We start from the raw sequence: 15,370 nt of genomic DNA on the forward strand, positions 1-15,370 counted from the left end.
GGGTGAAAGTTTAAGAAAAAAACGGTAAAATTGTCAGCCCATCAGAATCTCTCAGATCAGAACCTAAATTAAGGGGGTCAGTATGCCCGGTACGGGGTCAGCATCAACGGAATATCCAAAGGCTCCCAAAGCCTAAGAAATGATAGCTAAGGCGTTGAAAAATGTACTGCTAGCATAAGAATGTGTCACTGAGTTGTTTTGTTCAATTCTAAAAATGATAAAAACCAAAGAACGCAATTCTTGTCATCTTTACGTAAGGTCATTACGGAGTAGTGGAAAAACGAATGATATATTTCCCTGGAAAATTAATTGGGGCGTTTACTCCGACCGCAGGCTTTTGACGGGATTAAGCAACGCCGCTTTTATTGCCTGAAAACTGACGGTGATCAGGGCGATTAGCAACGCGCCGATCATGACCACGGCAAAAATCCACCACGAAAGTGACGTGCGGTAAGTGTAGTGCCGCAGCCAGTCACTCATCAGGTAGTAGGCAATGGGCATAGCCAGCAGGCTGGAGATGACAACCAAAACTACAAAGTCCCTCGAGAGCATCTGCCACAGCGTGGCCATCGAAGCTCCCAGGACTTTGCGGATGCTGATCTCTTTTTGTCGCTGTTCGGCAAAAAAGGACGCTAAGCCGAATAGTCCCAGGCAACTGATAAAAATCGCCAGTGAAGCAAAGACGGTGGAAAGCCGACCGATCCGCTCTTCGGCGTGGAACTTTCTGTTATACTCCTCACTGGCAAACTTGTATTCGAAAGGGCTGCCAGGATTATACTTTTTAAAAACGGGTTCAAGCTTTGACAGGGCCTGATGGACAGTCATAGCAGGATTAAGCCGGATATGAATAAAAGAAGCCCAGTCTTCCCTGAGCATAAACAGGGTGGGTTGGATGGGCATAAAAGGTGATCCTGTTATAACATCATTGATGATCCCGATGACAGTATATTGACCACCGTTCCATTTTATGCTGGTCCCCAATGGATCTTTCAGTCCCATAAATTTGGCCGCACGCTCGTTGATTACTATGCCAAGGCTGTCGGTTGAAAAGCTACGTGAAAAATCACGCCCTTCCTTAAATTGCCAGCGGACTGTTTTGCCATATTCATGTGTGATACCTACCATCCCGAAATCACCCAACTGGTCGGGATCCTTACCTGGCCAGCTGAAACCGGCATCGCTGCTCCAGACTTCCGACGCGGGACTGGACGATTCGGCCATATTCAGGGCGGCACCGGTTTGCAGCAGGTCCTGACGAAGGGCCTGATAATGTTCACGAAGATCGGGTGTGTTCATCGGAACCGAAAGAAGCCCCGACCGGTCAAAACCTATCGGCCTGTTTTTCGCATGATGAATCTGGCGAAGCACGATGAGCGTACCAATGACGAGTGTGATCGATACGGTAAATTGGACAACAACCAGTACCTGACGTGGTAAGGCCGTCAACCGACCCGCCTGAAAGGTGCCCTTGAGCACTTTTACCGGCCGAAAACCTGATAGATATAATGCGGGATAGCTACCCGCGAGCAGGCCTGTCAATAGCGTAAAGCTCAGGCCTAGGGCCCAGCTTCTTTCACTGTTCCAGGGGAAAACGATTGCTTTATCGGCAATTTGGTTAAACCAGGGCAGGAGCAGCTGTGTCAGCAGCAAGGCAAATGTGAAGGCAATCGTTGCTATCAGTATTGATTCACTAAGGAACTGGGCAATTAATTGGCTGCGTACCGAGCCGATTGCCTTGCGGATACCAACCTCTTTGGCTCGTTTTTGTGATCGGGCCGTGGACAGGTTCATAAAATTAATGCACGCCAATAGGAGAACAAATGCACCAATGATGCCAAAAAGCCAGACGAATTGAATACGCCCGCGAACCTGCACACCGTTTTCCCATTCCGAATACAAATGCCACTGGCTCATGGGGTGCAGGAAAGCCCTGGGATTAAATCTGGCTTCCTCTTTGGCGTGCCGGGCCTTGATATCCGTTATTTTAGCAGTCACTTTTTCGAAACTTGTATTCGGAGCGATTTGTACCAACAACAGAAAGGAGTTGTTTCCCCAGTTGGTTTCTGATCGTTTTACCCAGGCTTCTTCCTCCAGGAAGAATTTCCACGGAAGGAGAAAGGAGACATCCCGAAACTCTGTGGCATAGGGCAGGTCTTCATAAACACCCGTTACTTTAAAATGGTTTTTGTTATCGATCTTGACAATTTTATTGATCGGGTCATCGCTGCCAAACAAGGCCTTTGCAACTGACTCGGAAAGTAGCATAGAAGTAGGCTTATCTAAATCGGTGGCGGTGCCTCTAAGCATCCTAAGCGACATCATCAGCGGGAAGTCCGGCTCGACACAGTTACCCTTTTTCGTGAATTTCTTTGTACCATAAGTTAGGATATGATCTTCCGTCCACGACGACAATGCGATACGACTGAAGTCACTGGCGTATTCACTTTGTAAAGCCGCCCGCATAGGAAGGGGTGTAGCAGGTGTTGTGCTGGTAGATCCGTTATAGGTCTGGTGCTGCATGACGCGGGCTACACGGTCGTAATTTTGATGATATCGGTTGTAGGACAGCTCGTCCCATACCCATAGACCGATGAGTACGGCGGTGGTCATACCGACTGATAAACCCACAATATTAATAGCCGAAAAAGTACTGTGTTTGGTGAGGTTTCGCCAGGCGATTTTGAGGTAGTTTTGCAGCATGTCCGTGTGGTTTGGGTTTGAATATTGATTTGGCTCCGGTTTCATTAGGCTGGGCCGCATCAGGCTTATTACGTCCCGGACATAACGCCACCGCGCCTGACGCAGGCCTAGAGATTCGACGCGTTGTTGAAACAGCTCATTCAGATCATCTTCCAGCTCACTGAGCAGATGTGCCGCGCAAAACCAGTGCAGCAGCAGTGTGGCCCAGCGGGGAGGTTTTTTTAGATTCGGTTGCGTGTGGCTCATGACCAGGCTATCTTTGGAATGGTATCCCACATCTGATTACGCAGCTGCCTGATTTCTTCCAGTGCCCGACGTCCCGCCGTGGTAACTACATAGAGCCGCTTGCTGCGCCCGCCACGTTCGGCTGTTACACCGCCCATCTCAGAAATAACCAGTTTCTTTTCCTCGAGCCGGTGCAAGGCCGTATGCACGGCACCCAGGTTGACTGCACGGTCCAATTGTTGCTCAATTTCGTTTACCACAGCCGCTCCATAGGCGTCTCCCGTCCGGATCGCCACCGCCAGTAAAACCACTTCTTCAAACTCGCCCAGATAAGTGCCTTTCATCGGATGATTTATTAGTTACGTAAATGTCTGACAAATACCTTGCCAGTACTGAAACAATGGTCAGGGAGAGAGTTAAGGCCTATCAGATTGAGGTAGTTGTCCGAAATCGGACAGGTGGACGTCCAAATCTGGACAGGCCTGTATGATTGTTAAGGTATCGAAAATGTATACAAGAACGCTTTAATGATATATAGATTATGGAAGAATTTTTGTGGCGTTGTAAACTTGATTTCTGAAATGGTTATGTCACCCTTTTCAGGGTTATAACCCGAATGTTTGCCGGTATTTTCTACAAGAATACCATCCCTTCGGGATTATCTATAGGGTTAAGCATCTTTACTGGTAAAATCGGAATTCATAAAAATCCTTTATGTAAATGGTAGCTTTTACAAACCAGTGGCAGAGTTCTTCAAAGAGCTCTGCCACTGGTTTAACAAATCATGGTGCTAATCTATCCGTGGATTTACGCAAGCTAGCATTTGTCTTGATTATCAGTACCTGAAAATGGCCTTACTTGGCCAGTAACGACTCACTGTAATAAATCACTTCTGAAATTATCTTCCCCTTTTCATCAAAACCGTTGCTGAGATGTATCGGCAAAACGATCACTTTTTTATCTGATTTCCGTACGAGGTTACACTTCCACCATGACAGCACTTCGCGGCCATTGTCCATTTCATATTCCAGATAGTCGGGATAGCCGATTACGTCGATGCTTTTAATTTCAAAATCGTTCTGGAATTTCTGCCAGGCTACTTTTATTTCTTTTCCAGTAGCAAATTTTCCATATTCGTTATTGATATCTGTAAATCTTGCATCGCTGCTGTAAAAGCTCAGGGATTTATCTAAATCCCCTTTTTCAAAAGCATACACAGCTTTTCGCACGGTATTGATATTGTCATGATGATTGTAGATCTTTCCGTTGGTTCTGTTTGAAAAACTGACCCCGATCTCATCCAGTACTTTGCCGTTGCTGTAATTGATGATCGTTTTGATTTTGTTGTCTTTGGTCAGCTTATACAGACGATGCGCCCCGGCGTCCAATTTTACCCCGGTCGCTTTATGTAATCCTTTTAAAACGTTCCAGGTTTGCACCCAAACTTCCTCGTCCTTATTGTCTTTTTTATATTCAACGGCATCGGGGTAGGAGCCTGGAAAAGGGTCTATGGCGAAGTATTCCAATTCTTTGTTGTATCGGAGGGTACTGCTCAAAAATGCCGCTTTGGCGGTTCCCTTATCGTTGTAAACGTTGCTTGTGCCGTTGTAGGATTTAAAGTCATCCGTTAAATAGCCGGCAATTTTTGCTGAATCACCGGCGATCGTGGCCTTTACGAATTCGTCTACCACATTAATAGCCGGATGCTCTATGTAAACGGTTCCATTCGTTTTTTTCTGTGCAAATGCGTTCATGATGCCCGAAATGGCCATGGCGAGAAGTAGAAGTTTTTTCATTTTGTCGTTTTTTTAGTCGGTTAATAATCAGTCTCGTTTTTAGGGGATGTAGAGGCGTATAGCAAGGAATTTCCAGTGCCGTCAGTCTGGCATTGGATGAACTCCTGTATGTTTTACGACAGTCCCAAAGTTCCGCTTTAAACAGGTGTCACTGTGAGGATTTTTTCAGCTTTTGATGCTACATTTTGGGCTTTAAATCGGATAAATTAAGCAGTATCAGGACAAATTCGGCTTTTTGTAATAAAATGCTTAAAAAAGTATATAGCTTGATATGGCATAATAGTTCAAGGAAGATTATCTTTATAGAGATGTCTAGATCCTACTATCTGTCGGTCTTCTTTTGGCTCGTTTTTTCCATTTGCAGAAACCTTGTTTTCGCACAAACGGGTTCTGGTTATGACGTCATATCTGCCGGGCAAGGTCTTTCGCAGCGACTTATCCATGACATGCCGAAGGACACGGAGGGTTTTATCTGGATAGTTAACAGGGGTGGTCTCAACCGGTATGATGGTTACACTTTTAAAACATTTACGAGCGGTCCGCAGGCCGACGCATTTAATACCAACGCATTTGGCAAATTAGCCAACGGTAATCTGGTTTTCGGCAGTGTAAATGGTATCAATATTTTCGATCCCCAAAAAGTATTGTCGCCCTGGTGGAGAAGCTGGTGGGCCTATCTGATGTATGCTTTGCTGGCAGTAGTAGCCATCCGGGCGTATCTGAATTTTAGAATAAAGAGGGCAAAACTGCAATCACAATTGTATTATGAACAGTTGGAAGCCAAAAGACTGAAGGAGCTGGATACTGTTAAAGCGCAGCTGTATGCCAATATTACCCACGAATTTCGTACGCCCCTTACAGTTATTTTGGGAATGGCGCAGCAGGTTATTGAAAAACCCGGAGAACAGTTTGAAACCCGTATGGATATGATTGTGCGCAACGGTCACAGCCTGCTGAACCTGGTAAATGAATTGCTGGATCTGTCCAAACTGGAAACCGGTAAAATGCAGTTGCAGTTGTCGCATGGAAATGTGATCCACTTTCTGCGTTATGTCGTGGAATCCTTTCATTCACTGGCAGAGCGTCAACAAAAGCAGTTACATTTTCTGACAGATCTGGACATGTTGTATCTCGCATATGACCAGGCAAAACTAAGACAGATCGTTTCCAATCTGCTTTCCAACGCCATTAAGTTCACTCCACAGAAAGGAAATATTTATATCAGTGTAACGGAAAATACGCAATCTGTTCATAGCAATAACGCCACACTGGTCATTAAAGTAAAAGATACTGGTATTGGCATACCCGAAGATCAATTGCAGTATGTTTTCGATCGTTTTTCCCACTTGGATCATGATCATACCCTTAAAATGGAAGGCGCTGGTATTGGCCTGGCGTTGACAAAAGCGCTGGTTAAGTTGATGGAAGGGGAGATCATTGTAAAAAGTCCGCCCACAGGCGCTCTTATGGGTAGTGAATTTACCGTATCGCTCCCGCTAAAGAAAGTAGCCTCGTTTGCGGAAAACGGGGTTCATGATTTTAAACGGCAAGTCGTTTCTCAGGTTATTGCAGAACCACATTTTGCGGCACCGGTAACACATGATGAAGGAAATACTGCAAACGCTCCTTTGATATTGCTGGTTGAAGATAACGCCGATGTCGTGGCATATACTGCATTGTGTTTGCCTGAATACAGGTTGGCCGTGGGCAAAGATGGCAGGGAAGGTTTTGACATAGCGGCGGACATGATTCCTGACCTTGTCATAACTGACGTCATGATGCCATTTGTGGATGGCTTTGAGCTGTTGAACAAATTGCGCAGTAATGAAAACACCAGCCATATTCCGGTTATTATGCTCACGGCAAAAGCGGACATCGATAGTAAGATAGAGGGCTTGGAGCAAGGCGTTGATGCGTATCTGGAAAAGCCGTTTCATAAGGATGAGTTGCAGATGAGGATAAAAAAGTTGTTGGAGATGCGTAAAAATCTGCAACAGTATTATCTCAGGAAGGCGGGTATACAAGGTCAGGTCGCCATGGAACACGTGATTATCCCTGACAAAATCGGTGGTCACGCCATTGAAGACCGTTTTGTAAAAAGAGTCAGAGAAGCCGTTGAACAAAATTTAACAGACACAAATTTTACGGTGGAGAAGCTGAGTAAGCTGATTTGTATAAGTCATTCGCAACTGCACCGTAAACTGGATGCGTTGACAGGATGTTCTCCCAACAAATTTATCCGGGTGATCCGGCTTAAAAGAGCGAAGGAATTATTGCAGGATCCGGCCAACAGCATTGCGTCAGTTGCTATGGATTGTGGCTATGACGACCCCGGGTATTTTGCAAGGGTGTTTAAGCAGGAGTGTAATGTAACGCCTCAGCAATGGCGGGTTGCTCATAGTTAATCTAAAAGCCTGTAAGTTGTTTGACTTTGTTACATTTATACAAACCTGACTCGGAAATATTAAGGGATTTTGCAGCGAAGTTGTTTGAGCCTATAGATAATCCCGAAGGGATGATATTATTATCGGAAATGCGAGCAAACATTCAGGTCATAACCCTGAAAGGGTGACATAAGCATTTGGGAATTATTGAAAGTTTGTGAAATAAACCTATCAGGCTTGATTTAACAACATCTTCATGGCGTTATTTTTTAATACAACTGCATCCTGATACTTCACAAATTTTTCATCTGATGAAAATATAAAATCAATTTCTCCCCGAAAAGCGGTTGAAAATAATGTAGACGGATTACCAAACGGAAATATGGTGGCCGGAGGATACAGGGTTTCAATTTCAAAAGTGGTATAATTTTCCTTGAAGCTGGCTTTTCCCATATTGGAAAGCGTAAAATCATGCGTTCCGGTATCTGCCCTGGCGTATTTTGTCATTTGCGGCAAGGAGGATAAAAGTGACTCGCTGTACATCAGTACTTTGTTTATTTCCATCTTATCCATTTTTAGCGTTAACGCTTCTTTAAATTGACGTGCTTGCGTCCAGAAATTGATTGTTTTGTCTTTTTTGAGGGTTAATCCTATCATGGCCGGAAAGGCAAACATCATGTCGTTTTTTATCTCGGGAATAAATTTTCGCATGTCCACCGCACAATAAAGCCTGGCATGGGGTCTGATGGTTTCAACGCTTTGGTAGGCTTTCAGAAATGCAACGCATAGTGCTGTGTGGATCGTGCTGCCTTCTGTTTTACATTTTTTCAAGATTAGGTCAGACGTTTCTTTGTCTAATTTCCAATGGATCAGATAAGGATTTTCTCTTTTTACTTCTTTTTTTAAGGAAACCACGAGCAAGGCCAGTCTGGCCAAACGGGAGATAAGTGCGGCGGTTAATCTGTTGATCCTATTATTTTTTACAGTTTCGGGAATGAAGTCTAAAATGGACGCGAATGTGTCATACGTCCCCATGGCTGCATCGGGTTGTTCCAGTAAATGAAGCGTTTCATCAATAAGGTTCAGGATAGTTTTTCCGTCACAAATGCAATGATGACAAGTGAAAATCAGATCGGATTCTGTGTCGGATTTTAACCAGACAACCCTAATCAGCGGGCCGTTTTTGCAGTCAAAGGGCGTTAAGCATTCGATATTGTATTCTTTTTTCCAGTCCCCGTTGCTGTGTCTCGTGACGATACGGACCGGAATTTCGCAGGCGCTGTCCTTTGTTGAAAAATAAGGTATATTCTTGTCGTCTTCCAAAACATTCACACGGAGCATGGGATGCCTTTTCTGAACCTTGATAAGTGCCAGTTGCAAACGCTCTTCCCTGATGTTTCCTTTGATTTTGATACCCGCTACTACGTTCACGGGCAGGTGGCCGCCGGCGTACATAGTTCCCTCAATAAAGGTTAATTTTCTTTTCACTTTTAAATATGCTGTTATTCATGTGTATTAAAAATGAATGGGTGTGATGGATCTACTTATTTTGTCCGGATTACCCCACCAGGAAGTCCATTTTACCCCCTGATTAATTGATGTTTAGATGATAAATTTGATGTAGAAAATCCCAAAATAAAACCTTAGCTAAAATGACAACATCAGATTTTTCAACGACTGTCCTGGTAGACCAAAGCCCGAAAGAAGTATTCAATGCCATCAATAATGTTCGTGGATGGTGGTCAGAGGAAATTGAAGGCCCTACATCCAAACTCAACGATGAGTTCAGCTATCATTACGAAGACGTTCATAAGTGCCGGATGAAGTTAATTGAGGTTGTTCCGGATAAAAAAGTCGTTTGGCTTGTGATGGAGAACTATTTTAGTTTCACCAAAGATAAAAGCGAATGGAAGGACACGGAAATTATTTTTGAAATTTCACAGAAGGGTGACAAAACGCAAATCAGCTTTATGCACCTGGGGTTGGTTCCCGAGTATGAGTGCTTCGATATTTGTCAAAATGCCTGGACACAATACATACAACAGAGTTTGTTTAGCCTGATTACCACAGGAAAAGGCAGGCCGAATGGTGCCGGGAAACCAACAACGGCCGATGAAGAAAGGCTGGGGACCATTCGATGAGTGAAGTTTGTGCAGTTATTGCCGACTATATTTCTTTAACAAATTGATGCCGCCAAGATCGAACATAAGTCGATCTTGGCGGCATCAATTTTAATAGATAGTCAAACGATTGTTAAGCAAAAAAGCCAGGTTTTTGCAAATAACCAGACTGCCAGCTTGAGTCTCTGCGGCGTAGGGCGCGTGAAATTGTAAGTACTTCGTTCAGGCGGTTACGTTGATCGCTGATGGGATCCTGGCTATGGAAATATTGCCCGATGATTTCCCATTCAAACAAATCCGTTTTTGCGTCATAAATTCCTACCGGGATACGATTGCCGTCGGTCATCAGGATACCCAATGCCGATTGTGCTTCTGCCTGAGAAGAACAGCCGAGGTGGTGATATTGTCCGTTGATCGTATACAAAACCGAATAACGGTTTTCGGATACTTCCTGATTTTTATTTTTTGCCGACTTCTGGCTGTCTATTCCTGCGCTACTTTTTCCAAAAGATATTGCACGGCGGGATAATGCTTCCAATGTATCTGCGTATTTGTTGGCGTAAGCGGCAACAAAATTTTGGAAAGAGCTTCTAAGGTCCGTTAACGGAGTCGTATATTTTTGTATTTGTGCCATAATTTTTCTGTTTGATGAATAAGTATTTTCAGAAAATGAAGGAATTTCTTGTCTAAGAGTTCGATGAACATCGCTTCGATTAAATTGTTATAGTACAATTATGTCTCGTATTCGTCGGGTTGATTTGTTCCTGTATTTTTACTGTTTTCTGTTGATAATTTTATTCGCGTATTCTTTAAATAGTTATGTTAGTTCGATTAATTACAAACTTTCACTTAGGTGTTTGTAGTACCCTTGTACTGATAAACATCTATTGTCTTTCAATAGTTTAGTGCATTATTAAAAAATATTAAAAATCTTCAAATACTTAAGTGTTGTTGTTTGAATAGTACTATTTAATTGTATGTTTGATTCTTTTTTTAATAATTTAATACATACAAATAGAAGGGGTTTTGAATGTGTGATGAGTATGGTGTAAAGAAATAGTCATATATTGATATTATGATTCGGAGAAAATGGAAATAATTTTCGACCGGTGCTCAGCCGGGAATGGGGGACAAAGGGGCGTATGGAAAACGGCTGTTTAATTCTTTTTTATCGTGTTTATTTCGTCAAACCGATTGTGTGAAATTTCTGAATTCGAAAGGGGGCCGCACCACGGTTTATCGGGAAGATGAATGGCTTTGTAGAAAGAGCACCAAATCTCACAGACTTGTTATACAAAATGGGTAACATCGATTAAATTTACGGATCGGACTTTATCAGAAGACGATACCCATTTAATCCGTTTTTTAAATAGTAACATTTCAATGATCACTAAACTCAGAACAAAAAATGCTGCCCGCATCGGCAGCCTGGTAATATTATTATTCGTTTTTCTGACGAACAGCATTTCAGTAACTGGCAGTGCTTTGGCGAAGACAGATACACTCAGATTATTTCTGATCGGGAACAGCTTTTCGCAAAATGCCACGCGGTATCTTCCGCAGCTTGCGGCTGAGGGCGGGCATCCGTTAAAAATCGGGCGGGCAGAATTGGGCGGATGTTCCTTGCAGCGGCATTGGGAAATTGCCGAAGCCGCCGAAAAGAATCCGGAAGACCCAAAGGGAAAGGCGTATAACGGAAAATCACTGCGGGAATTGTTATCGGTTGGTACCTGGGATGTCGTTACGATCCAGCAGAATTCCATGAATTCAGGTGATGTCACGACTTATGCTCCCTATGCGAAAAAGCTTGTCGCTCTTGTTAAATCCATCCAGCCCAAGGCGCGGATTGTCATGCAGCAAACCTGGGCATACCGTATCGATGCGAAGCAATTCACCCAGATTGCCGACAAACAATTTGCGACCAGTGCCAAAGAAATGTGGGAAAAGTCCAGAGCATCTTATCATACCATGGCAGCTGAACTTGGTATTCCGCTTTTTCCGGTTGGTGATGCTTTCTGGAAAGTAAATTCGAATGCGAAAACGGCTTATAAACCAGATACAGGTTTCAATTTAGATAACGCGAAAAGTCCATCATTACCAGATCAAACCAATTCATTGCACGTAGGTTATCACTACAATAATAGCCAGAAGTTGGCTTTTGACGCCAATCATGCCAACGAAGCGGGTTGTTTTCTGGGCGGACTGGTTTGGTATGCAGTCTTGTTTCATGCGTCACCGGCCAGCCTTAAGTTCCGGCCCGATCAAGTCTCAGATGAATTTGCTGGCCAGCTGAGAAATGCAGCACATGAAGTAACCAAGGGTGGGAAGAAAACAAAATAGTATTATTAACAAAAAAGGATCCCGTTTACGCAGGATCCTTTTTTCATATTAACACAATATCTTATCAGTTCGCGTTGCTTTTTTTCTTTTTGGTGTGATCAACGATCGCGCCGGTGCCTGCGCCAATACCCGCTCCGATCAGGCTTCCCACGAGGGCGCCCTGAGCGCGTTTTTTATTGATGATCGCGCCGGTTATAGCTCCGGTACCAGCCCCGACAACCGCGCCTTTGGCGGTGTGGCTCCATCCTTTTTTCTTTTTCTGGGTAGCGGCTGGTGTTGACGCGATGTTGTTATTTGCCACAACCTGACTGTTTTTTTCCTCACGTTCTGCTGCCAGTTTTTCTTCGCGTTCGATGGCAAGTTGTGCTTCACGGTCGGCAATTATGGCATTCATGGAGTCAATTACAGCCTGTTTAGCGATCACGGCCTTCATAGAGTCTATCGTCACTTGTTTCGCTTTCAGTGCTTCCGCTTCTTTGTTTGGGCCACTGTTACAGGCTGTTAAAATGAAAACAGTACCAATTATTAAGATTAGCGATTTCATAGTCGAGATTTTAGGTTAATCGTATATATGTATTAAGTCCTAAAATCGTGCCAGTCCAGACCATTTATTGTAAAATCTGTCCCGGAATAATTCATTAAAGTAACCGGAAAGAAAGTTCTTTCTTCCTATGCGTTTTTAAGTTTATCAATGTCCAGCTTTTTCATACCCATAACGGCTTGCATCACCCTTTGTCCTTTTGCCGGATCCGACATAAGTTGGCCGATCATCGAGGGGACGATTTGCCAGGAGAAACCAAATTTGTCTTTCAGCCAACCGCACATACTTTCCTGTCCGCCGTCGGCAGTGAGTTTACCCCAGTAATAATCGATTTCATCCTGTGTATCGCAGTTGACGACAAAAGACAGTGCTTCGTTGAATTTAAACTGCGGTCCACCGTTCAGGCCCATTACTTTGTTTCCATTCAGTTCGAATATGACAACCATCGGATTTTCATCCATGATCTTTGAATTCTTAAAAACGGAGCAATAGAAATCCGCTGCGGCTTTGGCATTGCCGTCAAACCACATACAAGGAAAAATCTGGTTGTTCATCTTTCAGTAGGTCTAAATGTTTAACGTATAAATTTACCAATACAATGTTAAACAGATTTTGCTAATGATAAGGGGGGATAAAACGACATTTTCGGGGTGAATCGGGACAGGCTATTAACTAGCCGCCATTTTTAAACATTGGATTATCATTAATTTCACCCATCGTTTAAGATTCTTTTTACTCCTAACCAATTTAATTGGTCCTATCAATATCACGAAACGTTCCTACGGAACGCAAACCGCATGGATCTATCCCAGCTTCTACCAACGAAATGTCCCGATGGGACAAGGAAATAAGGATTTTTCGGTGTTTTGTTCCAATAGGAACATTTTGTCGGTAGCAATGATATTAAAATTACAAAATATCGTTCCTTTGGAACGGCTGGTGGTGTTGGCGGTAGGGCTGGTTAAGTCTGGGGTTTTCACAAGATCTTATTTTTTTAGACCTTCCAACAAAATTTTTAAATTTCCAATAGATGAAATTGGGTCGTCCCGGTGTGGAAAATGTCCGGAATTAGAAAGGTAAATAAGCGTACCACCTTTGGAAGATGAGTATATGAATTTTTTCCACCTTTCGATACTGATATTTGTTCTTTCGAGAAAGAAAGATTCCTGATCAAAATCCTTACTTCTACGCTCAATGGGGACCTCAAATTTTCCTCCAATGAAGAAATAAACAGGAACATTGGGTAGGGGCAAATTCCTTAAATATGTAAAATCTGTCCTTCTGAGCTCACCCAATACCTGCCCTTCGCTCCATGGGGCAAAATTTAAAGAATCAACCTGCGATGGCTGATATAGTCGATTGTATAATATTTCATTGATTTTTTTCTCCGGAACACCGATTTTTCTAAAAATGGAATTCCAATCTTGTTTTGTTTCTGTGAAATCAGCGGGGTCAACAAAAACAAGACCGACGACATCATCAGGATATAGACCAGCAAATCCTCTGGTATATACGCCACCCATTGAGTGCCCGATCAAGATATAAGGAGGAGCAATTTTAAGATTGATTAGTAGAGTTTTCAGAGTTTTCGCCACTCTTTTTACCGTTGGCATTTCATCCCCTTTGTCTGACTTTCCTATGCCAGCTCTATCATAAGCGAAAACAGGAGCTATTTCGGAAAGTTTGCCGATGACAGTATCCCAATTATCTAATCCTACCCCCATCCCATTTTCAAAAATCATGACAGGGGGACCGGATTTTCGGTTTGCAATCCCTTTTGCAAATACATGATAGTTATTGCCGTTCACTTGAACCAATTGCTCTTGGGCAAAGCAGATTTCTGCAATCAATACGAATAAAAATGAATATTGTTACCCTCATTTTGAAGAATATTAGGATGCAGCTGATTAAAGCGAGTATTTTATTAATCCAGAAGCATATAATTTATTCGAGAATCATACTCCGTATAATGCGTATACTTCCGGTTTTCCATCCATAACAACACATTCTGATCCCCTTTCTTTTTATATCTCGGTATCACCGGGCGCACGTTGTCCAGTTTTGAATTCCGGGTAACGGGCGTGATTTTCCAGGTTTTGCCTAAATCTTTGGTCTTGCCTTTGGAGATTTCAAATACGTTGTTGATTTCATGTGAAAAGTAAACAATCGCTGGATCGAGGGGATCGATGGTGAGGCCACCGGAATAGTTTTCTTCGCGTTCCTTTTTACCTTCCGGAGTTTGCGGGAACCACTTACCCGAATCGATCAGATGGTGGTCGTTCCATTTTTTGCCGTCATACACTGTGTAATAGTATTGATGTTTTTCGTTGGTCGGGTAACGGGTGTAAGCAACGACCGGTCTTCCTTTTTTATCAATAACAATGTCAAATATCCAGGCTTTTCCCGTTTCCGGTGTCGCTTTGTAAACGACGGAAGCATCCGAAGGGTGGAAAGGAAGCTGGTCGATCGTGGCGATTTTGGAACCGTCTGCCCGCCAGAAAGCGCCTTTTTCGTAAAAACAGTAATATACAGAATTCAGCGGTTCGGCATTGGGGTGACCGTCGGTGAAAATGAGATGGATTTTTGATTTTCCGTCGGAATAATATTTGACGTAAGGCCGGTTGTTCGTATTCAGCGCTTTGGAAGTAATCACGACTACCGGATCTGACCAGGTTTTACCATTGTCAGTGGATGTAATAAAGTTTGGCTTAAAACCTACCCAACGGCCAAAACTGTAAATTTTGTTGTTTTCGCTGCTCAGGATAAACGGGTTGGCATAGGTATAGGTTTCGCGTTTAAACTTCTCCAAAAGTGCCGGTGTCTGTGGTTTGAAAACGATCGAATCCGAAAAAGTGCTGATATCGACGGGTTGCAGCGTCGTATTTTGAATAACCCCCATACCGTTTTTACTCCCGCCGTGCCAGGTATATTGGGTCAGGATCCGTTGATCGGGCAGCTGCAAAAATGCAGGATTGTCGTGATCATCAATTTCAAGTTTGGTGTACAGTGTTTTTTTTGCAGTCTTCCCGGATTTCAGATCCAATGAGGCCGCTACAATATCACCGGATTTGGTGACCCAGCCCGTGATAATTGAGCCGTTTTTGTCCCGCGTGTATATCGCACGCGGATCACTAAACCAGCACCAGGCCCCGTCGTCGGTCAGTGTGGAAACAGTTTGGGCGGAAAGACTGGCGGAGAGGCTTATAAAGGTGATGAGGAGAAGGATGGTTCGTGACATGCTTTGTTGTATAAATATAGTAAGTA

12 protein-coding genes are annotated in these 15,370 nt (G+C 43.4%); 3 read left to right on the forward strand and 9 right to left on the reverse strand.

All coding sequences use genetic code 11. The features are described from left to right. Positions 1-318 precede the first annotated feature (318 nt). The 3 genes from RB622_RS22645 to RB622_RS22655 form a co-directional block, all read right to left on the reverse strand. A complete protein-coding gene (locus tag RB622_RS22645; RefSeq protein WP_308048971.1) occupies positions 319-2,946 on the reverse strand; it encodes an ABC transporter permease in 2,628 nt (875 codons plus the stop codon). Continuing rightward, entirely contained in the window at positions 2,943-3,269 is a 327-nt protein-coding gene (locus RB622_RS22650) for a helix-turn-helix transcriptional regulator (RefSeq protein ID WP_308048972.1), read from the reverse strand. The genes RB622_RS22645 and RB622_RS22650 overlap by 4 nt, the downstream gene beginning before the upstream one ends. A 510-nt stretch (positions 3,270-3,779) precedes the next feature. Then, the gene (locus RB622_RS22655) at positions 3,780-4,721 is read right to left on the reverse strand and encodes a hypothetical protein (protein WP_308048973.1); all 942 of its coding nucleotides are present in this window, start codon (positions 4,719-4,721) and stop codon (positions 3,780-3,782) included. Positions 4,722-5,029: 308 nt separating this feature from the next. Between RB622_RS22655 and RB622_RS22660 the strand changes: the two genes are divergently transcribed. Next, the gene (locus RB622_RS22660) at positions 5,030-7,126 is read left to right on the forward strand and encodes an ATP-binding protein (RefSeq protein ID WP_308048974.1); all 2,097 of its coding nucleotides are present in this window, start codon (positions 5,030-5,032) and stop codon (positions 7,124-7,126) included. 210 nt (positions 7,127-7,336) lie between these two features. On the opposite strand, the gene RB622_RS22665 is transcribed toward RB622_RS22660, so the two are convergent. Further along, entirely contained in the window at positions 7,337-8,593 is a 1,257-nt protein-coding gene (locus RB622_RS22665) for a condensation domain-containing protein (protein ID WP_308048975.1), read from the reverse strand. Positions 8,594-8,757: 164 nt separating this feature from the next. On the opposite strand from RB622_RS22665, the gene RB622_RS22670 reads away from it, so the two are divergent. Further along, the gene (locus RB622_RS22670; RefSeq protein WP_308048976.1) at positions 8,758-9,246 is read left to right on the forward strand and encodes an SRPBCC domain-containing protein; all 489 of its coding nucleotides are present in this window, start codon (positions 8,758-8,760) and stop codon (positions 9,244-9,246) included. Between the two features lie 112 nt (positions 9,247-9,358). On the opposite strand, the gene RB622_RS22675 is transcribed toward RB622_RS22670, so the two are convergent. Continuing rightward, on the reverse strand, positions 9,359-9,859 hold the full coding sequence (locus tag RB622_RS22675; protein ID WP_308048977.1) for a hypothetical protein: 501 nt from the start codon (positions 9,857-9,859) through the stop codon (positions 9,359-9,361). A gap of 749 nt (positions 9,860-10,608) precedes the next feature. Here RB622_RS22675 and RB622_RS22680 point away from each other — a divergent pair. Further along, complete coding sequence (locus tag RB622_RS22680) at positions 10,609-11,565, forward strand: DUF4886 domain-containing protein (protein WP_308048978.1); 957 nt, start codon at positions 10,609-10,611, stop codon at positions 11,563-11,565. Between the two features lie 64 nt (positions 11,566-11,629). Here RB622_RS22680 and RB622_RS22685 read toward each other — a convergent pair whose 3' ends face one another. From RB622_RS22685 to RB622_RS22700, 4 genes are all read right to left on the reverse strand, one after another. Further along, positions 11,630-12,109, reverse strand: coding sequence for a glycine zipper family protein (locus tag RB622_RS22685; protein ID WP_308048979.1), 480 nt, complete (start codon positions 12,107-12,109; stop codon positions 11,630-11,632). A 125-nt stretch (positions 12,110-12,234) separates the two neighbouring features. Next, positions 12,235-12,660 (reverse strand): VOC family protein, encoded by a 426-nt coding sequence (locus RB622_RS22690; RefSeq protein ID WP_308048980.1) that lies wholly within the window; start codon positions 12,658-12,660, stop codon positions 12,235-12,237. 432 nt (positions 12,661-13,092) lie between these two features. Continuing rightward, positions 13,093-13,956: an alpha/beta hydrolase gene (locus tag RB622_RS22695; RefSeq protein ID WP_308048981.1), complete on the reverse strand. Its 864-nt coding sequence runs from the start codon at positions 13,954-13,956 to the stop codon at positions 13,093-13,095. Between the two features lie 74 nt (positions 13,957-14,030). Next, positions 14,031-15,344, reverse strand: a complete 1,314-nt coding sequence (locus RB622_RS22700) for a BNR-4 repeat-containing protein (protein ID WP_308048982.1) — start codon at positions 15,342-15,344, stop codon at positions 14,031-14,033. Positions 15,345-15,370: the final 26 nt, after the last annotated feature.

Source organism: Dyadobacter sp. LHD-138 (genome assembly GCF_030929615.1).
Taxonomy (GTDB): domain Bacteria; phylum Bacteroidota; class Bacteroidia; order Cytophagales; family Spirosomataceae; genus Dyadobacter.

Coding starts and splice junctions, on each gene's coding strand:
- RB622_RS22645 (WP_308048971.1), bottom strand. CDS start 2,946: ATGAGCCACACGCAACCGAATCTAAAAAAACCTCCCCGCTGGGCCACA.
- RB622_RS22650 (WP_308048972.1), bottom strand. CDS start 3,269: ATGAAAGGCACTTATCTGGGCGAGTTTGAAGAAGTGGTTTTACTGGCG.
- RB622_RS22655 (WP_308048973.1), bottom strand. CDS start 4,721: ATGAAAAAACTTCTACTTCTCGCCATGGCCATTTCGGGCATCATGAAC.
- RB622_RS22660 (WP_308048974.1), top strand. CDS start 5,030: ATGTCTAGATCCTACTATCTGTCGGTCTTCTTTTGGCTCGTTTTTTCC.
- RB622_RS22670 (WP_308048976.1), top strand. CDS start 8,758: ATGACAACATCAGATTTTTCAACGACTGTCCTGGTAGACCAAAGCCCG.
- RB622_RS22675 (WP_308048977.1), bottom strand. CDS start 9,859: ATGGCACAAATACAAAAATATACGACTCCGTTAACGGACCTTAGAAGC.
- RB622_RS22680 (WP_308048978.1), top strand. CDS start 10,609: ATGATCACTAAACTCAGAACAAAAAATGCTGCCCGCATCGGCAGCCTG.
- RB622_RS22685 (WP_308048979.1), bottom strand. CDS start 12,109: ATGAAATCGCTAATCTTAATAATTGGTACTGTTTTCATTTTAACAGCC.
- RB622_RS22690 (WP_308048980.1), bottom strand. CDS start 12,660: ATGAACAACCAGATTTTTCCTTGTATGTGGTTTGACGGCAATGCCAAA.
- RB622_RS22700 (WP_308048982.1), bottom strand. CDS start 15,344: ATGTCACGAACCATCCTTCTCCTCATCACCTTTATAAGCCTCTCCGCC.